The 21,256-nt window shown below is 72.4% G+C and carries 18 protein-coding genes; 6 read left to right on the top strand and 12 right to left on the bottom strand.

Features of this window, described 5'->3' with window-relative positions:
• Nucleotides 1-366: 366 nt before the first annotated feature.
• On the top strand, nt 367-1,599 hold the full coding sequence (locus ACFWI4_RS00090; protein ID WP_387189273.1) for a DUF6545 domain-containing protein: 1,233 nt from the start codon (nt 367-369) through the stop codon (nt 1,597-1,599).
• Between the two features lie 69 nt (nt 1,600-1,668).
• On the opposite strand, the gene ACFWI4_RS00085 is transcribed toward ACFWI4_RS00090, so the two are convergent.
• Entirely contained in the window at nt 1,669-3,066 is a 1,398-nt protein-coding gene (locus ACFWI4_RS00085; RefSeq protein WP_387189272.1) for an FAD-dependent oxidoreductase, read from the bottom strand.
• A 126-nt stretch (nt 3,067-3,192) separates the two neighbouring features.
• Complete coding sequence (locus tag ACFWI4_RS00080) at nt 3,193-4,347, bottom strand: methyltransferase (RefSeq protein ID WP_387189271.1); 1,155 nt, start codon at nt 4,345-4,347, stop codon at nt 3,193-3,195.
• A gap of 58 nt (nt 4,348-4,405) precedes the next feature.
• Here ACFWI4_RS00080 and ACFWI4_RS00075 point away from each other — a divergent pair, with 58 nt between their 5' ends.
• Together ACFWI4_RS00075 and ACFWI4_RS00070 are read left to right on the top strand one after the other, a co-directional pair.
• Nucleotides 4,406-5,083, top strand: coding sequence for an alpha-ketoglutarate-dependent dioxygenase AlkB family protein (locus tag ACFWI4_RS00075; RefSeq protein ID WP_387189571.1), 678 nt, complete (start codon nt 4,406-4,408; stop codon nt 5,081-5,083).
• A gap of 81 nt (nt 5,084-5,164) precedes the next feature.
• A complete protein-coding gene (locus ACFWI4_RS00070) occupies nt 5,165-6,403 on the top strand; it encodes an ROK family protein (protein WP_387189270.1) in 1,239 nt (412 codons plus the stop codon).
• Nucleotides 6,404-6,636: 233 nt separating this feature from the next.
• Here the strand turns inward: ACFWI4_RS00070 and ACFWI4_RS00065 are convergent, their stop codons facing one another.
• Together ACFWI4_RS00065 and ACFWI4_RS00060 are read right to left on the bottom strand one after the other, a co-directional pair.
• On the bottom strand, nt 6,637-7,548 hold the full coding sequence (locus ACFWI4_RS00065) for a phosphotriesterase (protein ID WP_387189569.1): 912 nt from the start codon (nt 7,546-7,548) through the stop codon (nt 6,637-6,639).
• 5 nt (nt 7,549-7,553) lie between these two features.
• On the bottom strand, nt 7,554-8,153 hold the full coding sequence (locus tag ACFWI4_RS00060; protein ID WP_387189269.1) for a TetR/AcrR family transcriptional regulator: 600 nt from the start codon (nt 8,151-8,153) through the stop codon (nt 7,554-7,556).
• A gap of 223 nt (nt 8,154-8,376) precedes the next feature.
• Between ACFWI4_RS00060 and ACFWI4_RS00055 the strand changes: the two genes are divergently transcribed.
• Nucleotides 8,377-8,682: an SHOCT domain-containing protein gene (locus ACFWI4_RS00055; protein ID WP_385399007.1), complete on the top strand. Its 306-nt coding sequence runs from the start codon at nt 8,377-8,379 to the stop codon at nt 8,680-8,682.
• A 172-nt stretch (nt 8,683-8,854) separates the two neighbouring features.
• On the opposite strand, the gene ACFWI4_RS00050 is transcribed toward ACFWI4_RS00055, so the two are convergent.
• Both ACFWI4_RS00050 and ACFWI4_RS00045 read right to left on the bottom strand, forming a co-directional pair.
• Nucleotides 8,855-9,370, bottom strand: a complete 516-nt coding sequence (locus tag ACFWI4_RS00050) for an ATP-binding protein (protein ID WP_385399009.1) — start codon at nt 9,368-9,370, stop codon at nt 8,855-8,857.
• Nucleotides 9,371-9,584: 214 nt separating this feature from the next.
• A complete protein-coding gene (locus ACFWI4_RS00045; RefSeq protein ID WP_151468980.1) occupies nt 9,585-9,908 on the bottom strand; it encodes a hypothetical protein in 324 nt (107 codons plus the stop codon).
• Between the two features lie 340 nt (nt 9,909-10,248).
• On the opposite strand from ACFWI4_RS00045, the gene ACFWI4_RS00040 reads away from it, so the two are divergent.
• A complete protein-coding gene (locus ACFWI4_RS00040; protein WP_385399011.1) occupies nt 10,249-11,373 on the top strand; it encodes a PLP-dependent cysteine synthase family protein in 1,125 nt (374 codons plus the stop codon).
• A 99-nt stretch (nt 11,374-11,472) separates the two neighbouring features.
• Here the strand turns inward: ACFWI4_RS00040 and ACFWI4_RS00035 are convergent, their stop codons facing one another.
• Both ACFWI4_RS00035 and ACFWI4_RS00030 read right to left on the bottom strand, forming a co-directional pair.
• Nucleotides 11,473-11,952, bottom strand: coding sequence for an SRPBCC family protein (locus tag ACFWI4_RS00035; protein WP_387189267.1), 480 nt, complete (start codon nt 11,950-11,952; stop codon nt 11,473-11,475).
• Nucleotides 11,953-12,064: 112 nt separating this feature from the next.
• Nucleotides 12,065-12,895, bottom strand: a complete 831-nt coding sequence (locus tag ACFWI4_RS00030) for a DeoR/GlpR family DNA-binding transcription regulator (RefSeq protein ID WP_385399015.1) — start codon at nt 12,893-12,895, stop codon at nt 12,065-12,067.
• Nucleotides 12,896-13,176: 281 nt separating this feature from the next.
• Between ACFWI4_RS00030 and ACFWI4_RS00025 the strand changes: the two genes are divergently transcribed.
• On the top strand, nt 13,177-15,675 hold the full coding sequence (locus ACFWI4_RS00025; RefSeq protein ID WP_387189266.1) for a hypothetical protein: 2,499 nt from the start codon (nt 13,177-13,179) through the stop codon (nt 15,673-15,675).
• Here the strand turns inward: ACFWI4_RS00025 and ACFWI4_RS00020 are convergent.
• The 4 genes from ACFWI4_RS00020 to ACFWI4_RS00005 all read right to left on the bottom strand — a co-directional run.
• Nucleotides 15,645-18,074 (bottom strand): right-handed parallel beta-helix repeat-containing protein, encoded by a 2,430-nt coding sequence (locus tag ACFWI4_RS00020; protein ID WP_387189265.1) that lies wholly within the window; start codon nt 18,072-18,074, stop codon nt 15,645-15,647. The genes ACFWI4_RS00025 and ACFWI4_RS00020 overlap by 31 nt on opposite strands.
• A gap of 172 nt (nt 18,075-18,246) precedes the next feature.
• Complete coding sequence (locus ACFWI4_RS00015; protein WP_387189264.1) at nt 18,247-18,852, bottom strand: hypothetical protein; 606 nt, start codon at nt 18,850-18,852, stop codon at nt 18,247-18,249.
• 289 nt (nt 18,853-19,141) lie between these two features.
• Complete coding sequence (locus ACFWI4_RS00010; RefSeq protein WP_387189262.1) at nt 19,142-19,966, bottom strand: MOSC domain-containing protein; 825 nt, start codon at nt 19,964-19,966, stop codon at nt 19,142-19,144.
• A gap of 379 nt (nt 19,967-20,345) precedes the next feature.
• Nucleotides 20,346-21,256: WD40 repeat domain-containing protein (locus ACFWI4_RS00005; protein ID WP_387189260.1), on the bottom strand; the 911-nt coding region annotated here is incomplete at its 5' end.

The following is a 21,256-nucleotide window of genomic DNA, read 5'->3' as shown; positions in this document are numbered from 1 at the left end:
CACGTATGTGCTTTTGCACCGACGACAGTTCGAGCGGGCGCGAAGGTGGCTAGGGTGAACACCTATGAGGAGGCCGAAAGGGAACGGCGGGCTCGCGGACGAACCTTCCGCCCCGGAGGCCACTCGGGCACGCGTCCGGATGCCTCATGAACGCGGGGAGCAGGGGTTTGCGGTGTTTTCGGGGCAGGGCCGACGCCGGACCGGGCGCGAGACGGAGAAGGCCTTGAGCGGTCAACTTCTGGCTGGTATCCATAGGCCGGCGCCTGACGAGGGCGTGTACGCCCCGGTGCACGGGGCGGCGTCCGGAAGCGGTTCGCGCCCCGGTGCGCACCGGGCACCGCGCCCCCGTACACCCCTGGGCCCGATGTGAACGGGCTGATCTACTATCTGGCCGCGGCGGTCCTCTGGATGGGACTCGCCGCGCAGCTGCCCGACCTGCGCCGCAACCGGAAGGACCCGCTCAAGCGGTCGTTCTGCGCCGTGATCCTGCTGTCGGGACTCTGCTTCGTCCTCGGCGCCCCGCCCACCGTGATTCTCGTCAACAGACTGACGGGCATCCCCAACATGGCGGCGCCGCTGACCTACGGAGCGGTGACCGCGTTCGGCGCGGCCTCGCTCATCCTCATCGTCCACTGGCGGGGCAGCGACCCCGTCCAGGTGCGGCGCACCTCCCGGGCCTGGCTGTTCAGCTACCTCGGAGTGATCGCCGCCGAGGGCGTGCTGTTCTCGCTGGGGCACGCGCCGGTCGAACGCCGGGCCGACTTCGACACCTACTACGCCTCGACGCCGTTCATCCGCGAGATGATCGTGCTGTACCTGATGGCGCACATGGTGGCCGCGGTGACGACGACCCTGCTGTGCTGGAGCTGGATCCCGAAGGTCAGGAGCTGGACCCGGGGCTCGCTTGCCCTGCTCGTGCTGGGCTGGCTGTTCACCAGCGCCTACGGCATCGTCAAGTGCGTGGCGCTGACCGCCCATTGGCTCGGACATCGCTGGGACAGCCTCAGCACCAGCGTCGCACCGCTGGTGGCCGTCGGCTCGTGTCTGGCCTCGGCCGGGTACATCCTTCCGCTCGTCGGCCCGCGCGTCGACTCGGCCGTCACGTTCGTGCGGCTGCGGCCGCTGTTCCGTCTGCTCGCCGGGCCCTCCAGCCGCCGGCGCTGTGTCACGGCGCTCTCGTGGCGGATGATCGGCGACGTCGAACTGCGGCTCACCACACGGGAGACCGCCATCAGGGACGGTCTCAAGCGGCTCTCCGGGCAGCTGGACGACCAGGTCCGCAGCCGCGCGTACCGGGAGGCGCTGGCGGCCGGGTCCTCGGCCGCCGACGCCGAGGTGATCGGGCTGGCCGCGATGGTCGCCGTGGCCGCTCTCGCCGAGACGCCCACTCCCGTGGCGGAGACCGGCACCATCGGCATCACGGTCGGGGACGTCGACGTGGTCGTCTCGGTCAGCGCCCGCGCGCGCAGACCGGCCGGCGGTTCGCGGTCGCTGGACACCGGCCAGCCGTCGTTGCTGAGCCTGTCCAAGGCGGTGCGCACCCCGATCGTCGATGCCGCGATCCAGTCCAGGAGGACCGCGGTACGACAGCTGTCCTGACCGGCCACCGCACGGCGTCCCACCAGGGTCGGGCTCGCCGCCCGCACGGCGAGCAGGGCAGCCCTCGGCTCACACCGCGAGCGGCCCCATGGAGTCGACGAACGCGCTCTCCTCGAAGGTCAGCGGCGGCCCCGCCAGTGGCTCCATGACGGGCCCCTTCAGGGCCGCCACCAGCAGTTCGGTGTTCAGGAGGCGGCTCGGCTCGGCCTGGAGGGTCGCGACCTTCGACCTGGCCGCGGACACGGAGTACGAGGTCGTGGCCACGCGCGCCAGTCGGCCCATGTAGTGGCTGAGAACCCGGTCCACGAGCGTCGGAGCCCTGCCGACGACCTCCGGGAACCACTGGTCCTGGGACGTGCTGATCGCGTAGGCGGCGGACACGGATCTGGCGGCCGCGCGCTGTACGGCGCGGGCGAATCCCGGGGCGGTGACGTCGGTCTGCCGCAGCTGCCGGCTGAGGGCCAGGGCGCCCAGGGCCGCGACGGACATGCCCTGGCCGTGGACGGGATTGAAGACGGCGACGGCGTCACCGAGCACGACCAGGCCCTCGGGCATCGCCGCCTTCTCGAAGTCGCGGCGCCTGTTGCGGGTGCTGTGGGAGACGGACACCTCGCCGAGCGGTTCGGCGGCCGAGACGAGCTGGCCGATGAGCGGGTGGCGCAGCCGGAAGGCGAAGTCGGTGAACGCGTCGGGGTGGGTCGTGGGCTCGGCGCCGCGGGTGCCCGCAAGCGTGACCAGCCAGCGGCCGCCCTCGATCGGGACGAGGGTCCCGGAACGCCCCGGACGGGAAGCCGTCGGGTCCGCCTCGATCTGGGTCAGCGGGAAGTCCTCCGCGCCCCGCGGGACCTGGAAGATCCGGCTGGCGCAGACGAGCCCCGAGTCGACCTCGTCGGTGGGGACGTCCGTGACGCCGAGCCCTTCGAGCCAGTGCTCGACCCGGGATCCGCGTCCGCTCGCGTCGACGACGAGATCGGCCCGCAGGTCCTCCTCCAGGCCCTCGGCGAGGACACGTACACCGGTCACGCGCGCGTCGGTGCCCAGCAGGCCCAGCGCCTCGGCGCGGCGGACCACCACGGGGGTGGTGCCCAGCACCGCCTCCCGCAGGGTCCAGTCGAACAGGTCACGGGTGCAGCAGGTGACCGTCAGATCGTCGGTCACGGTTGGCCAGCGCCGGTACCAGCCCTGCGGCCCGAAACCCAGCATGTCGGTCATGGACTGCTCGTGGGCCCCGGAGGCGAGCAGGCGTCCGTGCACGTTCGCCACCGGGAGCAGCTCCCGGATCGCGTCGCGTCCGCTGGGCAGCAGGATGTGGGCGTGCCGTGCCTGGGGGAGCCGCTTGCGCGGCGCCGGTCTGTCGGGCAGTTCGTCGCGCTCCAGGACGATGACCTCGTCCATGGAGCGGAACAGGGCAGCGGCGGCGAGCATGCCGGCCACGCTCCCGCCGATGACCACAGCGCGGCGCGACATGAGTCCCCCAGTTGTCATTGGTGATCGACATCACTCTACGGACGTATACGCAGGTGTCCAGGGGTGATCAAAAAGTGTATGGAATCTGTCCCCGGTGAGGAGACAGCCCCTTCTGCGACAGCCGGACTAGCGCCCCGCGTCCTTCTTCACGGCCCGCAGGATCACGAACTTGGCGTCGCCCGCGACCACCTCGCTGTTGCCGAAGAGACGGCGCAGTTTCAGGTGGTAGCCGAGGTGCCGGTTGCCGATCACCCACAGCTCGCCGCCCGGCCGCAGCGCGCGCCGGGCGTCCGAGAACATGCGCCACGCGGTCGTGTCCGTCGTCGCCTGGTGGGAGTGGAACGGCGGATTGTTCAGGACCAGGTCGACGCTCCCGGACGGGACCCCCTCCAGCCCGTCGGCGACCCGGAACTCCGCGCTTCCGCCGGCGTTCGCCCCGTAGGTCGCCTCCGCCGAGGCCACCGCCTGGAACGACTCGTCGGCGAACAGCACCTCGGCCTCCGGATTGGCCAGCGCGATGGCCGTACCGAGCACGCCGTTGCCGCAGCCCAGGTCCACGACCCGCTCGGCGCCCCGGCTGCGCGGCAGATGCGCCAGGAAGAAACGGGTGCCGATGTCGAGGCGGTCGGCGCAGAAGACGCCCGCGTGGTTGACGACCGTGCGTCCGGAGACCGGGCCCACGTCCTCGGGCAGCTGATAGCTGTACGGCCAGGGGTTCGCCTTGCGGGCGATCCCCTGGAGCGGGGTGCAGAAGATCAGCCGGGCCTTCTTCTCCGCGAGCGAGGTGCGGGTCGGACCGAGGATCCGCTCGAAGAGGTGCAGCGTCGAGGTGTGGATCTCCTTGACCATCCCCGTGCCGACGACGACGGTCCCCTCGTGGACGCCGGGCGCCAGCCGGTGCAGCTGGTCCTCCAGCAGGGCGAGGCTCTTCGGCACCCGCACGAGCAGCACGTCGACCCGCTCGGGCGGCGGGTCCTGGGTCGTCAGGAGCCGCACCCCGGACTCCTCGGCGCCTGCCCGCGCCAGATTGGCCCGGGTCGCCTCCCGCGCCAGGTGGGAGTCGGTGATCTGCGTGGGCCGCCGCTCCCACAGTGCCGTCGTCAGGGCGCCCCACCGGTCACCGACGATCACGACCGAGCCCGTCAGCGGGGTGCCGCTCTCCGCGAGGTGCCGCAGCAGATACGTGTCGGCGGCGTCCCAGGCGCGCAGCCGCTCGCGGGGGTCCTCGGGGAAGCGGGCGAGTTCGTACTCGCCCCAGGGTGTCGTCATCCGGTCGTTCATCGTGGGTCAAGGCTAAGGGACCGGGACGCCCTGGATGCGCGAGGATGGGGGCATGTCGATGGACGCGGAGCTGTTCCCGCGCGGCAGGACGGAGATCGCCCCCGGCGCCGTGCACCTCCCGGACCGGCTCGACGCGGCAGGTCAGCGGCGGCTCCTGGAGGAGTGCCGCGACTGGGCCCGCCCGCCCGCGGGCCTGCGCACCGTCCGCACCCCCGGCGGCGGCACGATGACCGCCCGGCAGGTGTGTCTGGGCTGGCACTGGTACCCGTACGGCTACGCGCGGACCGTGGTCGACGGCGACGGAGCGCCGGTGAAACCCTTCCCCGAGCGGCTCGGCAGGCTGGCCCGTGAAGCGGTCACGGACGCCCTCGGCGCCGACGTGCTCGACGCGGATCCGTCCGCCGCCTACGACGTCGCGCTGATCAACTTCTACGACGCCGAGGCCCGTATGGGCATGCACCGTGACAGCGACGAATCGTGCGGCGCCCCGGTCGTGTCGCTGAGCCTGGGCGACACCTGCGTCTTCCGGTTCGGGAACACGGAGTCCCGCGCACGGCCGTACACCGACATCGAGCTGCGCAGCGGAGACCTCTTCGTGTTCGGCGGCCCGTCACGGCTCGCGTTCCACGGGGTGCCGAAGGTGTACGCGGGCACGGCGCCACCGGAGTTGGGGCTGAGGGGCCGGCTGAACCTCACGCTCCGCGCCAGTGGCTTCCCGCCGGAACCCGCCGGGTAGCCCGGGGGACTGCCCCGGCCGGGTCCAGCCGGCCGTGACCGGGCGGGCCGTGCGGGAGCGGATCATGGGAGACTCGCCCTCATGAACGGCAAGGCGGGCCCCCGGACGGCGGGGGATGGCAGCACACGGACACGGCTCGACCGGGGGCGCGGAGCGCTCGGACCGGCGCTGGAACTGGTGCACACCGGGCGGGCGCCGACGCGTGCCGTGCTGACCGCCGAGCTGGGCGTCACCCGGGCGACCGCGGGCGCGGTGGCCGCGGAGCTCGAAGCCCTCGGCCTGATCCGGGTCGACGCGCGGCCAGGTGCGGCCGCAGGTTCGCAGGGCCGGCCCTCGCACCGGCTGGAGCTCGCCGACGACGGGCCCGTCGCGCTGGCCGCGCAGGTCCACGCCGACGGTTTCCGTGCTGCGCTGGTCGGGCTGGGCGGCCGGATCGTCGCGACCGCGCCCGGCTGCGAGACCGTCGACGCCGACCCGGCGAAGGTGCTCGGCTCGGTCGTCGACGCGGGCGCCGAACTGCTGCGGGCCACCGGGCGCCGGTGCGTGGGCGCCGGGCTCGCCGTACCCTCGGCCGTCGCCGAACCCGAGGGCCTCGCGCTCAACCCGCTGCATCTGGCCTGGCCCGCCGGCTCGCCCGTCCGGGAGATCTTCGCCGAACGGGTGCGCGCCGCCGGGATCGAGGGGCCCGCGTTCGCCGCCAACGACGTGAACCTCGCGGCCCTCGCCGAGCACCGGCACGGAGCCGGGCGCGGCGCCCGGGACCTGCTCTGCGTGGCGACCGGACACCGTGGGGTCGGCGGCGCCCTCGTGCTCGACGGGCGCCTGCACACCGGCAGTTCGGGGCTCGCCCTGGAGGTCGGTCATCTCACCGTCAACCCCGAGGGCCGACCCTGTCACTGCGGAAGCCGGGGCTGTCTCGACGTCGAGGCCGACCCGCTGGCCTTCCTCACCGCGGCCGGCCGGACCCCGGGGCCCGAGGTCTCACTGCTGCAGCAGTCCAACGAGCTGATCCGCGACGAGAGTTCCGATCCGGCCGTCCGCACGGCCATCGAGGCGCTGATCGACCGGCTCGGCCTCGGTCTGGCCGGGCTCGTCAACATCCTCAACCCGGACCGCATCATCCTCGGCGGACTGCACCGGGCCCTGCTGGACGCCGACCCGGACCGGCTGCGCGCCGTCGTCGCCGACCGCAGTCTGTGGGGGCGCAGCGGCGGGGTGCCGATCCTCGCCTGCACCCTGGACCACAACAGTCTTGTCGGGGCGGCCGAGTTGGCCTGGCAGCCGGTGCTCGACGACCCCCTGAAGGCGCTGCCCGTCTGACACCCGGCCCGTCTGACGCTCCGCCAGTCGGGTGCCGCGCCCGACTGACACTCGCCCGTCTGACACCCCGCCCGTCCGGAGCCCTGCCCGCGTGACGCCCTGTCCGCCGGATGTCCCGCCCGGCGCCCTGCCCGCGTGGCGCCCCGCCCGGCGTCCGCTCGTCCGCGGCTCCGCCCGCCCGGCGCCCTGAGCGTCCGACGTCCCGAGCCTCGGAGGCCCGGCCCATCCGGTGCTCAGGAGGGCCAGGCGACCGCGAAGGCGCGGCCCGCGTTCTCGGTGAGGATCCGGTCCACCAGCTCCTTCCCCAGGGCGAGTTCGAGCCGGGGCCGGACGCGGCGCAGGAGATACGGCATCCCCGGCCCGCCGTCGACCGAGCGGGCCGCCGCGGTCGTCGTGTCGCCGCCGAGCAGCAGCCGGTCGCCGAACCCGGCGTCGGCCAGGGCCCGTACGGCGTCCGGCATGCGCCAGTCGGTGCCGTGGTGGGCGCGGGAGGGGCCGTCGAACGCGAGGTAGGCGCCCGAGGCGGCCGCCTCGCGCTGGACCACGAGGTCCGGGGAACGGTTGAGATGTCCCAGGACCACCCGGTGCGGCGGAACACCCAACTCCCCGCACAGCAGGTCGAGTACGTCCAGCGCCCCGGTACCCAGCTCCAGGTGGACGGCGATCGGCGCGCCCGTGGCATGGTGGGCCTCGGCCGCGGCGGCCATCGTCCAGCGGGCGTGCGCGTCCAGGGCGTGGAAGCCGCCGGCCACCTTGATCAGCCCGGCCCGGACCCCGGTCGTCCCGATGCCCGTCGTGAGTTCGGCGACGAAGACCCCGGCCAGCCTCCCGCGCAGCTCGCCCGGCAACCGCTCCTTGTAGTGGGCCGCTTGATGCAGTCCCGTCGCCGCGACCACATGGACCCCGGCGTCGCGGGACAGCGGCGGCAGGTCGGCCGCCCGTCTGCCGAGCCCGTACGGAGTCCACTGGACCACGGTGCCGCCGCCCTGAGCGCGGAACGCGGCCAGTTCGGCCCGCGCGGCGGACGTGTCCCACAGTTCCTGACCGGGGAGCTGGGGGCTGGCGAAGAAGAGGTGGTCGTGCGCGTCGCACACCCCGAGGTCCTCGGGCGGCACGTCGCCGAGGACCGTACGGACCAGGGCCACCGGGCTCATCGCCGCCCGCCCCGGAGCTGCCGGTCGCCCGGTGCCAGGAGCGTGAGCAGTCCCCGTACCGCCGTGTCGAACGCGGCCGGCGAACCCGAGGCCCGCGCCAGGACGTAGCCGCCCTGGACGGTCGCGACGATCACCGACGCGATCTCCTCGGCGTCGGCACCGGGCGCGAACTGGCCCTGCTCCCTGCCCTCTTCGACGACCGAGGCCAGCCGCCCGCGCAGCCACGTCAGGAACTCGTCGACCGGCGCACGCAGTTCGTCGCTCGCGATCACGTCCGCGTCCATGGTGAGCCGCCCGACGGGGCAGCCGCGCAGGACGTCGCGCTCACGGCGCAGATAGGCCTCCACCCGCTCGTACGGGGATCCGGGCCGGCCGAGGACGTCCTCCGTGGTGGCCCGCATCTCCTCGGCGGTGCGGCGGATCGCGGCGAGGGCCAGACCGGGCTTGCCCCGGAAGTGGTGGTACATGCTGCCCTGCCCGGCGCCCGCGTGCTCCAGGATCGCCTTGGGGCTGGTTCCCCCGTACCCGCGCTCCCACAGCAGCTCGCGGGTGGACTCGATCAACCGGTCTGATGTGCTCATGCGGTCACTGTACATACCAGTAGGTACAGAAGGGGGCCGTTCGATCGCCCGGGCGGGCGGCGGGGAAGCAGTCCGGGGTCTCCGACGTACTCCCCGGGAGGTACGCGCACGGCCGCTGGCCGTACGACGACTCGGACCCCCTCTCGGGGCGAGTCTCGTAGTGCACCGACTGATCCCGCGCCGACGCATGGCCGGGACCCCGCGCGGACGCGCGGTTCCACCGAGGAGATGACCCGAGATGCAGACCCTGGCGAACTGGGACGGCGGCCCCGGCCCGTGGATCCTGTTCTTCCCGCTGATCTGGGCGGCCGTCGTGATCGGCGTCGTGACCGTGCTGCGGCGCACCGCGTGGCGAGGGCGCCGTGGCCCCTGGCGGGCGACGGGAGGCTTCGGTCCCGGCGGCTCCCTGCCGGCCGGCGACTCGCCGATCGCCGTGCTCGGCCGGCGCTTCGCCTCAGGAGAGATCGACGAGGACGAGTACTGGCGCCGGCTCTCGGTCCTCGACGAGCAGTTCGGACGCGTGGGCAAGGGCGGCCCGGTCTGACGGGCGCGACTGCCCGCTCGGGCCGGGCGGCCCGGCGCGACTGCCGCCCGGACGTGCCGCGGGCCGTCGACCGCCGCCCGGACGTGCCGCGGGCCGTCGCCAAGGAGTGAGTGCCCCGGTGTCGTACGACCTCCATGTGCGAGCGGCGTACGAGAGGGGTGTCGCCGCCCGGTCAGCCGGCAACGGCCGACCGGGCGGGAGCGTGTTCCGGCCTGAGGACGTCGACGGTCTGCCGCAGCGTGACCTCTGTCGCGGTCTCGTACGGCGGACGCAGCGAGGCCGCCACCACGGGGGTGGACGCCGGAAGCGTGAACCACACGGCCTTCCCGGACTCGCCTTCGGGCCGCACGCCCCAGCTCTCGCTGACCGCCGCGACCATCGCGAGGCCGCGTCCGCAGGTGGAGCCGGGGCCGGCCTCGCGTATCACGGGAAGCCGGGGGTCGTGGTCGTGCACCGAGACGGTGAGCCGGTCGAGCAGCAGCTCGATCTCCACGGTGCAGATCTTGTCCGGCTGGGCGTGCCGGTGGACATTCGACAGCAGCTCGGTGACCCCGAGCGCGGCCCGGTCTATCAAGGGGTCCAGATGCCAGTAGCGCAACTGCGCAGAGACGATTCTGCGGACCTGGCCGATCCGCGACGGCAGGGCTTGGAGCTCCACCGTGCAATGCCTGCTTGGCTGGCTGATCACGGCTGCGACTCCCCGAATTGAGGTCCGGAAGAAGACGGAGATCGGATCCAGCAGGGCGGCTGCGTGGAACGGCCGCCTGCTGCGATGGCCGGCGGGCTGGTTCGCAGCGTTATCGCCGGTAAACCCAGAGTGATGTCACATCAGAGTGACCCAGGGGGCACGGTCCCGCAACTCGCGGTGCTTGAGGACGTGCGGAGGGTGCCGCCCGTGCGGTTCAGCCGCTGCGGCCTGCCGCCTTGCGGACCGCCTCGATGAAGCGGCGTGCCGACGGGGGGCCTGGCCGGCCGGGCGCCGGATCGTGCTCACCGAGGGTGAGCGAGTACCGCGTGCCGTTGACGTCCGCCAACGCCCGGTCCTCGTGGGCGAACCAGGGTTTCGAGGCGCGCACCGCCTGCACCGGCGCGCTGTCGATCTCGCTGCCGTAGCTGGTGAGCAGTTCCAGCCTGCCGTCGCTGATCCGGACCTGACCGGCCCGGGTGAGCGAACGCAGCCTCTTCCCGATCCGCACGCCCGTGGCAGTGAACTCCGGCTCCGCCATGATGCTCCGCCCCCTTGTGCGCTCCGGCTGTGTTCCGTCGTGACCCAGTGTGCATCCGCGTCGGGGGCGAACGCCCCGCGCGGTGCAGTCTGCCCGCAGGTGACGCCGAGCACCAGTACGTATGCCGAGGTGGTGGAGGTGACGGGAGCAAAGGCCGGGATGCGCCCCCCGGGACGCGGGCCCGCCGCTCCGCGCAACCGGATCCCGCGCGTCCCCCCAGGAGCGCCTTTGGGCCGCCCAAAGGTGTATTTATGCAGGTGAGAAGCTTGCGGAAGGTGCTTATGATCGAGAGGTCCGACCAGTCGAAGCGGTGTCGGCGCCACGCGTTAGGAGCCTTCCCGTGAGCACTACCCAGCCGATCCGGACCGGTGAGACCCTCGATGTCGACCGCAGTGACGCGCGGTACAGGACCTGGCTCAAAGAGGCCGTCCGCAAGGTCCAGGCGGACGCGAACCGCTCCGCGGACACCCATCTGCTGCGCTTCCCGCTCCCCGAGGAGTGGGGGGTCGATCTGTATCTGAAGGACGAGTCGACCCATCCCACGGGCAGCCTCAAACACCGCCTGGCCCGCTCGCTGTTCCTGTACGGCCTGTGCAACGGCTGGATCCGGCCCGGCCGCCCGGTGATCGAGGCGTCCAGCGGCTCGACGGCCGTGTCCGAGGCCTATTTCGCGGGGCTCGTCGGTGTGCCGTTCATCGCGGTGATGCCCCGCACCACGAGCGCCGAGAAATGCCGGCTGATCGAATTCCACGGCGGGCAGTGCCATTTCGTGGACGACTCGCGCAAGATCTACGAGGAGTCCGTCGCCCTCGCGGCGGAAACCGGCGGCCATTACATGGATCAGTTCACCTACGCGGAAAGGGCGACGGACTGGCGCGGGAACAACAACATCGCCGAATCCATTTTCCGCCAACTCGCCCTGGAGCGCTTCCCCGAACCCACGTGGATCGTCGCCACGGCCGGCACGGGCGGCACCTCCGCGACCCTCGCCCGCTACGTCCACTACATGCAGGCGGACACCCGCATCTGTGTCGCCGACCCGGACAACTCCTGTTTCTTCGAGGGGTGGATCACCGGGGACGCGGACGTCACCTGTGACCGCGGCTCGCGCATCGAGGGCATCGGCAGGCCGCGCGTCGAGCCGAGCTTCGTGCCCGGGGCCATCGACCGCATGATGAAGGTGCCGGACGCGGCGAGCGTGGCGGCCGTGCGGGCCCTGGAGCGGGCCATGGGGCGCAAGGCGGGCGGCTCGACCGGCACCGGCCTGTGGAGCGCCCTGAAGATCGTCGCCGAGATGGTGTCCGAGGGCCGCAGGGGAAGCGTGGTGACGCTGCTGTGCGACCCCGGGGACCGCTATCTCGACAAGTACTACTCGGACGGGTGGCTGGCCGAACAGGGCCTGGACATCGCTCCGTACACGACGGCCATCGACACCATGCTGGAGACGGGGGTCTGGCCGGCCTGACCGGGGGCGGCCGTACGGGGGGTACGGGGCCGGTGTCTCGCACGTACCGCCGTACCGGGGCCGTTGGTCAACCCCCGTCCGCGGCAGTCCTGTTGGTGATCAGGTCGACGTGGACGCGAGTCGGCGGTCCAGGGCCTTCACCGCGTCACGGAACGCGCGGCCCAGACCGCTGCGCCCCAGTGTGAGCGCCGCCCGGAACACGGCCGTTCCGTCGGCGGCGAAGGTCCACTGCACCCGCGTCCCCTTGGCCGCGGGCGTCAGCCGCCACTCCTCGACCAGGGCGCGGAGCCCCGGCGCGTTCGTGACGTCCGCCCGGTACGAGTACACCTCGGGAGCCTCGCTGACCAGGACGGTCTCCTCGAAACGCGTCCCGCCGCGCAGCCGCACCTCGCGCCCGCCCCCGCCGTCGGCGGGCCGGGCGAGCGTCACCGCGGAGAACCACTCGCTCCAGCCGGACACGTCCTCGGCGAGCGCGCGGAAGACGGCCTCGGGCGGCGCGGAGACCTCCCGCGCGAACACCAGACGCAGCGGAGCCCTCTCGACGAAGTCGGGCCCCACCGGCCGCAGTCGACGTGCCATGAGCCAACCCCCTCGCCGGTAGGCCGCGAGCGGCGGCCGGGCGCACCCGCGCCGCGACGGCGCCTACGGCGCGACCGGCGGCACGGGCAGCGTCACCTTAGCTGGCGGACCGTCAGATGTCTGTATCGTCCTCGGGCTCACCGGCCACCACCAGGCGCCGCAGATGCTCCGAGATCTCGGCACGGGCGTCGGCGGGCATCCCGCCGTCCGTCACGAGCGTGTCGACCTGGTCCAGCGCCGCGAACGAACTGAGGCCCACCGTGCCCCACTTGGTGTGGTCCGCGATCACGATCACGCGCCGCGCGGACTGCACGAGACGCCGGTTGGTCTCCGCCTCCGCGAGGTTCGGCGTCGACAGCCCCGCCTCGGCCGATATGCCGTGCACGCCCAGGAAGAGGACGTCGAAGTGCAGGGCCGCGATGGCCTGGTCGGCCACCGGTCCCACGAGCGAGTCGGACGGCGTGCGCACCCCGCCGGTCAGGACGACGGTCGCGGCGCCCTGGCGCTGGCCGGAGGTGCGCTGCGCCGAGTGGAAAACGTCTGCCACACGTACCGAGTTGGTGACCACGGTCAGGTCGGGGACGTCCACCAGATGATGGGCCAGCGCGTACGTCGTCGTCCCTCCGGACAGCGCGATCGCCGAACCCGGCGCGACCAACTCGGCGGCGGCCCGCGCGATGTCCTCCTTGGCGGTCAGCTCCAGCCCCGACTTGGCCTCGAACCCCGGTTCGTGCGTGCTCGCCTCGACCACCGGCACCGCACCGCCGTGCACCTTCTCGACGACACCCTGCCGGGCCAGCGCGTCGAGATCGCGGCGGACCGTCATGTCGGAGACACCAAGTCTTCGCGTCAGCTCGTTCACGCGGACGCCGCCCCGGCGGCGCACCTCGTCGAGGATCAGAGCGCGGCGCTGCTCCGCGAGGAGGTTCTGATTCTCACTCACGACCGCTCCGGTCCTTTCGTCGCTGCCTGCCCGACACTCCGCCCGAACCCACTCCCACGTGGACATTCTCCTTGCCCGAGGTCTGGAGGACGACCCATCCTCGCACGGGACACCCTTGGACGCGCCACTGCCCGTACGCCCGTTGTGCCCCTGCTGTGCAACCGGATTCACACGTATCGGGGAGATTCCGTGCCGTGGGGTGCGCACGAGGACCCGACGCGAGAACCTTGTGCCTGCACATGACACCTGAGACACGCGTGGCACGGGGGAAGTGCGGAACAGTGGAACGTGCAGGGGAACACACCGTCGACGGGGCGCCCGGCAGCCCCGTGACACCACTCGAAGCGGCCGGTACCGCCCTGGAACTCCTGGTCCACGGGGTCGGCGGCACCACGCCCGAGGAGATGCTGAACGATCCCCGGACGGTCCGGATCACCGGCGACGCGACCGCGGCCGTCTTCCGGCGTGCCGACGACGTCGACGCGGAGGAACGGCCCGGTGACCACGGGGGCGGACCGGTGCGCGAGGCGTACGTGTGGTGCAACCTCACCTCCGGCAACGGCGCCCGCGCCCTGTGGCTCCTCTTACTGCCCTTCATGGTCGTCAACCTCGCGCACTGGATGCGCCCCGCCTCGCGGCGTCACGGACGGACGGTGCGCCTGTACGGACTGCTCGTCCGTCTCGCCGGCCTCACCCTCACCGTGCTGCTGGTCGCCGCCGCATGCGAGGTCGCCCTCGACCTGGCCGCCTGGCAGTGCGCGGGCACCCGCCTGTGTGTACGCAACCACTCCTGGCTCGGCTTCCTCTCCCCGGACCGGCCCGACGCCGGCTGGTGGAGTCTGCCGGGCCGCCGTCTCGCCCTGGCCGCGCTGGTGCCCGCGGCGCTCACCACACTCCTGTGGTACCTGTCCCACCGCACCTGGAGCGCGTACGAGTCGCAGCGGCCCATCGCGCGCGCCGCCGAGCACGACGACGAGACCGAGGGCACCGGCCTCGGCCGCCCCGGCTTCTGGTACGGGCGCCGGCTGGTGGCCCGGCTGCGCGCCGCGCACACCGCCGCGGGGTACCTGACCGTCGCCGCGGCCGTCGGCGCCCCGGCGGCCCGCCACGACCGCGCCCCGGGCGGACCGGTCCTCCTGGAGATCCTGGGTGATCTCCTGAGCGCAACACTGCTGGCGGGCGGAGCCGTTGTGCTGTGGGTGGTCTGCCGCCGCGGGCGCAGCGAGAACAGGATCGACCACGGGCGCGACCGCACGCTCGTGCGCCGGCTGCCGCTCGGCTCGGTCGCGCTACTCGCCCTGACCCTGGTGTACGCGGGCTGGTCGCGGCCCCACTGGCACGCGTCGGGGCGCCTGCCCGGCGACACCGTGTTCGGCGGTCTCACCCTCGCCCAGGGACTGCTCGTGATCGCCCTGTGCGTGGTCGCCCGCGCCCTGTACCGCGCGACTCCCGAGACCGCGGACGGCGGCCCGAGCGTGGACACCCACCCGACCGTGGGCCCCGTGGACAGCCGGTCGGTTGCGGACGGCCGCCGGGCGGTGGACGGCGGCCCGGCCGTGGACGCCGGCCCCGATGCGGACGACGGCCCCGGTGGGCGCACCGCGATGCGCGGGTTCGCGGGGCCCGCCGTCGCCATGCTGGCCTGCGCGCTCGGCGGCGTGATGTCCGGGGGAGTGTCCCAGCGGGTCGCCGACTGGCTCGACGGCACCCGCCACTCGATCCCCGGCCCGCCCGTCCTGCTGACCTGGCAGGCCTCCGTGATCCCGCCCCTCCTCGTCGTCCTGCTCGCCCTCATCGGCTGGCTCGCCCGGCGCACCTGGCGGCTGCGCCGCCGCGAGATGACCGCCGTCGAACGCGACTACCAGGGCGAGGTCAGGGACTCCGCCCGCACTCGCCGCATCGCGAGCACCCGTGCGATGGCCGCGCTCACCGACCGGGCGCCCCTCATGACGGGCGTCCTCGCCTCCGCGACCCTGCTGCTCGGCGCCTGCGCCCTGGCCGGCGCCCTCGCCACCGGTGACACCCCGAGCGAGGCGGCGCGCGGGACGAACGGCTTCGTCCACGGCGCCGCCGAGACCTCGCAGGCCCTGGGCTCCTGGCTGATCGGCCTCGGCTTCATCCTCTTCGTCACCTGGGGCAGGCGCGCCTACAAGGACGCGGCCGCCCGCCGCACGATCGGCATCCTGTGGGACGTCGGCACCTTCTGGCCGCGGGCCGCCCACCCCTTCGCACCGCCCTGCTACGCCGAGCGCGCGGTGCCGGACCTCACCTGGCGCATGGCCACCTGGACCCGCGCGACCGGCGGACGCCTCGTGCTCTCCGGACACTCCCAGGGCAGTGTCCTGGCGGCCGCCGCGGCCTGGCAGCTCGAACCCCCGGCCCGCGCGAGGGTCGCGCTGCTCACCTACGGTTCACCGCTGGAGCGCCTGTACGGACGCTGGTTCCCGGCCCATTTCGGGCCCGCCGCCCTGGCCTCGCTGCACCGCGACGTGGCCTGCTGGCGCAATCTGTATCGTCGTACCGACCCGATCGGCGGCCCCGTCAGGGTTCCGGGCGACTGCGGTCCCGAGGTCGACCACGAGCCCCTGAAGGACCCGCTCGCCTACGGGCGCACCGAACGGCAGCCGCTGCCCGCCCCGGTTCTCGGCCACTCCGACTACCAGGCTGACCCGGTCTTCGCCGACGAGCGCCGGCTCCTGCTGGAGCGGCTCCTGCCCGGGGTACCGGGGCCGCGACCCGGCGGGGACGCTCAGGGAACGTCCGGCAGGTCCTCCGGGTAGAGCAGGGTCAGGTCGTCCGTGTCCGGCTCCTCCAGCTTGGCGACCCGGCCCGCGTGCCGCTCCACCATGGCCTCGAAGGTCTGCCGCGCGGTGCGGCCGTTGCCGAACGCGGGCCCTCTGGGGATCATGGTGAAGTACTTGAGGACCGCCTCGGGCGCGCCGGGACCCAGCCGGTACTCGTGCTCCTCGGCCTGCTGCTCCACGATCCGCAGCAGCTCGGTGGGGAGGTAGTCGTTGAAGGTGATCGTCCGTGAGAAGCGGGACGCCACCCCGGGGTTGACCGACAGGAACCGCTCCATCTCGGCGGTGTACCCCGCGACGATCACGACCACCGCCTCCCGGTGGTCCTCCATCAGCTTCACCAGTGTGTCGATGGCCTCGCGCCCGAAGTCGCGGCCCGAGTCCTCCGGCGACAGCGCGTACGCCTCGTCGATGAACAGCACACCGCCGCGCGCCCGGTCGAACGCCTCCTGCGTGCGGATCGCGGTCGAGCCGATGTGCTCGCCGACCAGGTCCACCCGGGACACCTCGACGAGATGCCCCTTCTCCAGCACGCCGAGCGAGGCGAGGATCTCGCCGTACAGCCGGGCCACGGTCGTCTTGCCGGTGCCGGGGGAACCGGTGAAGACGAGATGGCGCCGCGCGGACGCGGCCTTGAGGCCCGCCTCCTGACGGCGGCGGCCCACCTCGATCATGTCGGTGAGGGCGCGCACCTCGCGCTTGACGTTGTCGAGGCCCACCAGGGTGTCGAGTTCCCCGAGGACGATCCGCGACCCCCGGGCCGGCTGCGCGGGCTCGGTGCCGGTGACGATCGGTTCCCGCTCGGTGCTGCGCTGACCGGGGATCGTCCCCAGCAGCCCGGCCGTGGAGGCCGAGGTCTCGGTCGCCGTCGCGTGGGCGGGAGTGCGCAGCGAGCCGCTCTCGTCGCTCGCGCAGTCCTCGACCACGGGACCCGAGCCGGGGGCCGAGCCCGCGTCGGCGAATTCGTAGCCTCCGCGCGCGCACCGCTCCGTGCGGCACTTGCGCAGGGTCGCCCGGCAGCCGTCGATCACGTGGAAGCCGTAGCCCCCGCTGTCCGACACCCGGCAGTTCAGGAAGCTGCCCCGGCCGTCCGCCGACACGTAGAAGCCGGCCTCCGCGGGCGAGGAGACCGTGCAGCGCTCGAAGGTCGGATCGGCGCCCTTGGTGACGATCACTCCGGTCTGGGTGCCGCTGATGATGCAGCCGGAGAGATTGCCGCCGCTGCCGTGGTCGCGGAACCAGGCTCCCGTGGCGGCGTCCTTGATACGGCAGTCGTCGAGCTGAGCGGTCGCGCCGTCGCTCACCGACACCCCGGTGTTGCGCACCTGGGAGATGTCGCAGTCCACGACGTCCGCGCGGGAACCGCGGTCGAGGACGAACAGCGCGTCCGGCACGTCGTGGACGCGGCAAGAGTCCAGTACGGCGGTCGCGCCGTCGCTCACCCACACCGCCGGGTAGTCGCCCGTGCTGTCGAAGATCTCGCACTGGTTGGCGTCCACGCGGGTGCCGGGATCCCAGACGGACAGGCCGTTGCGCCCGAACTGCCGCACGCTCGTGCGGGTCAGGGTCAGGACCGAACGGGAGCGCAGGTCGACCGCGTTCTCCGGGATGTCGTGGATTCGGCAGTCGGCGAGGGTGAGCACCGCGTCCGTGTCGAGCGTGACGCCGTCGGCGGTCGTGCGGTGCACGTCGCAGTCGGTGAGGTGGGCCGTGGCCCGGGCGGTGATCTGCACCCCGGAGCCCTTGACCTCGTACACCTCGCAACCCACCGCTTCCAGCGAGGAGTTGTCGCCGGTCGCGGACAGCCCCGGACCGGAGGTGTGGTGCACCCGGCAGCGCTCGAGTCTGGGACGTGCGCCCCCGCGGACCACGACCCCCGACTGACCGGCCGCCAGGACCTCGCACTCCTCGAACACCCCGCCCCCGCCGTCCAGTACGGCGATGCCGACCCCCGCGGGGTTGTCGACGGTGCAGCGGCGCACGGTCGGTCGGGCGGCCCCGCGGACCTCGATGCCGGCCGCGGAGCGCGTGACGATCCGCAGATCCAGCAGTTCCGGCGTGCCGTCCTCGACGAGCAGCGCCGGCGAGGCCGAGTCCTGTCCCTCGAGGTGCAGGTCCTGGACCACGGCCGCCGAGCGTATCGTCAGCGCCACGCCGTCGATCGGAGCGATGCGCACGGAGCCGGGGGAGCCCTCGGGGCCGCGCAGGGTCACCGCGCGTTCCACCACCAGGTTCTCCCGGTACGTTCCGGCGGCGACGGTCAGCACATCGCCCTCGGCCGCGGCCTCCAGGGCGGCGGCCAGCGATGCGTACTCACCCGTGCGGCGCCGCCACCGCGAGGTTCCGGTGTGTGTCACCTGGACCGTGCCCTGTGCCATGGCGCTGTTGTGCCCCCACCTCGTCGTACGCGGGTCCTGCGAGGCCGTGCTGATGCCCCGTCGGTCGGGTGCCCGGTCCCTGCCGGACAGCCTCTCACGACGGTGCCGAACAGTTCGGCCGGTCCACCGTAGCGTGCGCGGGCGTGCCCGGTTGACCGGACGGAAAGGCCGGTCAGCTGCCGGTGTCCGCCTTGCCCCAGTCGGGCCCCGCCTCGGCCCAGGCCCGGTCCCAGCGGGCGTGACGCCGGCGGATCATGTGCCAGAGGATCAGCCGTCTGCCGCTGTCGAGGAGTCCGGCCGTCAGGACCGCGGCGCCGAAACCGGCCAGAGCGGCCTGCGTGTCCGCGGTGCCACCGTCCAGGGGGCGGCTCGTTATTCGCCCGTGCCGGTCGGTCCAGATCGGGAACCGGTCTCCCGGGAGCGGGGACTTGAGGTCGGCGACCGCCGTGCCGCGCCGCGGGGTGCCGTCCGGCGCTGTCCACTCGGCCGTGACCCGACTGTGCGCGTCCCGTCCCGACGGGGTCTCGGGGTCGGGGGCCAGCGGGCCCCGCGACAGCTTCCTGACGACGACGGCCACCACGTGGTGCCGGTCCCTTCGCTGGTCGCGCACGGCCTTCTGGAGCGTCCCGTGCACGGAGGTGCCCGCAGCGGCTCCGGCGAGGGGGGCCGCCAGCAGGACGAGCAGAAGCACGGCCAGGGCCAGCCAGGCCTCCACGAGGTCCGTCGTACGGCGCAGCGGATTGCGCCGCCAGCGCCAGAGACCGGTGATCGCGCGCACCGTCCCCCACCCCCTTCCGCCTCCGTCATTACCAGCAGCGGAGCCGTTCACGCGCAGGACCGGGGGAGAGCGGCCGACGTCACCGTCCCCCAGGGCCTTTCATGAACATCTCACACACACTCAACGATCCCGCCCGGCCGCAGGGTTCCCGGCGATCCGGGTTCCGGCGGAATGTCGCCGGCGGGGCAGGTCCCGTCAGCCGACGCGTGTCCTCGGACGGACGGGAAGGCTGACGGGAGGGGTGGACAGGGAGCGTGGACAGGGAGGAGTCATACGGGCCGGCCGGACCCTACGCGAGGACCGTGACCGGGTCGCCGACGCGCAGCGAGCCGCGGTTCTCGGGCACCAGGTTCTGTCCGAACATCAGCTTTCCGCCGAAGCGCCGGTGCCGGGCGAGCGTGCGGAGGGGTTCCTTGCCGTGCCGCGCGGTGTCCTGGTCGGTCGTGGTGACGACACAGCGGCCGCACGGTCCGGCGACCCGGAAGGTGACCTCGCCGATCGCGATCCGCGACCATGCGTCCTCGGCCCAGGCGCCGGTCCCGGACAGGACGAGGTTCGGCCGGAAACGGTTCATCGGCAGCGGTCCCTCCTCGGCCCGGTCGCCCTGCGCGATCAAGGAGTTGAGCGCGTCCAGAGATCCGAGCGTGGTGAGGAGCAGCGGAAAGCCGTCGGCGAAGCTGACGGTCTCGCCGGGCAGCGCGAAGTCGGGGTCGAGGGGCCGGCGGACGGCCGGGTCGTCCAGGTGGACCAGGCGCACATCGGTGCCCAGATAGGCGCTGGCCCAGGCGTGCGCGGCCGTGTCGGCGAGCACGGCTTCCACCTTCTCGCCGAAGATCTCGACCGTGGTCGTACCGACGGGTTCGGGCACGGGAACCGTCACGGACTCGTGGCCGTCCGCGGAGAGACGAAGGCCGCCGCCGGAGAGTGTCTCGGCGGCGGCCGGCGCCAGACGCGGCTGCTCGCGTTGCGTGACGACCTTTCCCCCGTCGTCGATCAGGACCCAGCGTCGGTCTCCGGCCAGCCCCCAGGGCTCGACCTCGGACTCCTGGAGCGTTGTGCTCCGAAAAGCCTTGACCGGATGGACGTGGATCGAGTGCAGTACCGCGTTCCCCATGATCGCCATGGTGCCAGGGGGCACCGACAATCCGGTTCGGGGGTGTCAGTACCCGCGGTATTGGATGCCCGGTCCGGCGAGGTGCGACGTCACCGCGCGCCTCGCCGGTGAGCTGGAGGTTTGGGGTCGCTGTTGGTCGTTGGTAGCTGTTGCTGGTCCCTGTCGGACGGCCCACAGACGGCCCAACTTCGCGATGGGCATCGCCTGTGCGACAGCGCCAGATCGCGAGTCGGCAGATTTACAGACCGCGCAGCGATCGGGCCCTCATCCGTCCTTTCATACCTGACGTCACCTCACCGTCCCATAGGTCCCCACGTCGAGCACACCGGAGTTCGCGTATCTGGCTCTTTCTGTAGGCAGTCCAGTCGCGTAATCGTTTCTACAGGTTTCCCTGACCCATTCGAGTGATAACTGCCACTTCTTTCCACATACCGATCACGATGTCGTTGCCACTCACAGCCAGAGCATTGCTGTTTAGAGGGGTCGCGATCGTGTCCACAAGACGGTCGAACGTAAGGTCCCACACTCGGACCGCCTCGTCGAAGCCTCCGGTGATTGCGTGAGGCCTGCTGTCGATCACCGTGCACGCGACAGCATTCACGGAACCTGAGTGCCCGCCGAGGACAGCACGGACCGTTCCGTCCGACAGGTCCCACACACGGAGTGCCCCGTCGCTGCCTCCGGTGATTGCGTGAGGCCTGCTGTCGATCACCGTGCACGCGATAGCATTCACGGAACCCGAGTGCCCGTCGAGGACGTCACGGACCGTTCCGTCCGACAGATCCCACACACGGACCGCTCCGTAAAAGCCCCCGGTGATCGCGTGAGGCCTGCCGTCGATCACCGTGCACGCGACAGCCTTCACGGAGTCGGAGTGCCCGTCGAGGACGTCACGGACCGTTCCGTCCGACAGATCCCACACACGGAGTGCCCCGTCGAAGCCTCCGGTGATTGCGTGAGGCCTGCTGTCGATCACCGTGCACGCGATAGCATTCACGGAACCCGAGTGCCCGCCGAGGACGTCACGGACCGTTCCGTCGGACAGGTCCCACACACGGACCGCCTCGTCGCTGCCTCCGGTGATTGCGTGAGGCCTGCTGTCGATCACCGTGCACGCGACAGCATTCACAAAACCCGAGTGCCCGCCGAGGACGTCACGGACCGTTCCGTCCGACAGATCCCACACGCGGACCGCCCCGTCGCTGCCTCCGGTGATTGCGTGAGGCCTGCTGTCGATCACCGTGCACGCGACAGCATTCACAAAACCCGAGTGCCCGCCGAGGACAGCAC

Origin of the sequence: Streptomyces sp. NPDC127038 (genome assembly GCF_042725875.1) — a bacterium.
Taxonomy (GTDB): Bacteria; Actinomycetota; Actinomycetes; order Streptomycetales; family Streptomycetaceae; genus Streptomyces.
This window is presented reverse-complemented; position numbering and strand designations above follow the sequence as displayed.

Coding starts and splice junctions, on each gene's coding strand:
- ACFWI4_RS00075 (WP_387189571.1), top strand. CDS start 4,406: ATGGACGCGGAGCTGTTCCCGCGCGGCAGGACGGAGATCGCCCCCGGC.
- ACFWI4_RS00055 (WP_385399007.1), top strand. CDS start 8,377: ATGCAGACCCTGGCGAACTGGGACGGCGGCCCCGGCCCGTGGATCCTG.
- ACFWI4_RS00080 (WP_387189271.1), bottom strand. CDS start 4,347: ATGAACGACCGGATGACGACACCCTGGGGCGAGTACGAACTCGCCCGC.
- ACFWI4_RS00085 (WP_387189272.1), bottom strand. CDS start 3,066: ATGTCGCGCCGCGCTGTGGTCATCGGCGGGAGCGTGGCCGGCATGCTC.
- ACFWI4_RS00035 (WP_387189267.1), bottom strand. CDS start 11,952: ATGGCACGTCGACTGCGGCCGGTGGGGCCCGACTTCGTCGAGAGGGCT.
- ACFWI4_RS00045 (WP_151468980.1), bottom strand. CDS start 9,908: ATGGCGGAGCCGGAGTTCACTGCCACGGGCGTGCGGATCGGGAAGAGG.
- ACFWI4_RS00010 (WP_387189262.1), bottom strand. CDS start 19,966: ATGGGGAACGCGGTACTGCACTCGATCCACGTCCATCCGGTCAAGGCT.
- ACFWI4_RS00070 (WP_387189270.1), top strand. CDS start 5,165: ATGAACGGCAAGGCGGGCCCCCGGACGGCGGGGGATGGCAGCACACGG.
- ACFWI4_RS00060 (WP_387189269.1), bottom strand. CDS start 8,153: ATGTACAGTGACCGCATGAGCACATCAGACCGGTTGATCGAGTCCACC.
- ACFWI4_RS00020 (WP_387189265.1), bottom strand. CDS start 18,074: ATGGCACAGGGCACGGTCCAGGTGACACACACCGGAACCTCGCGGTGG.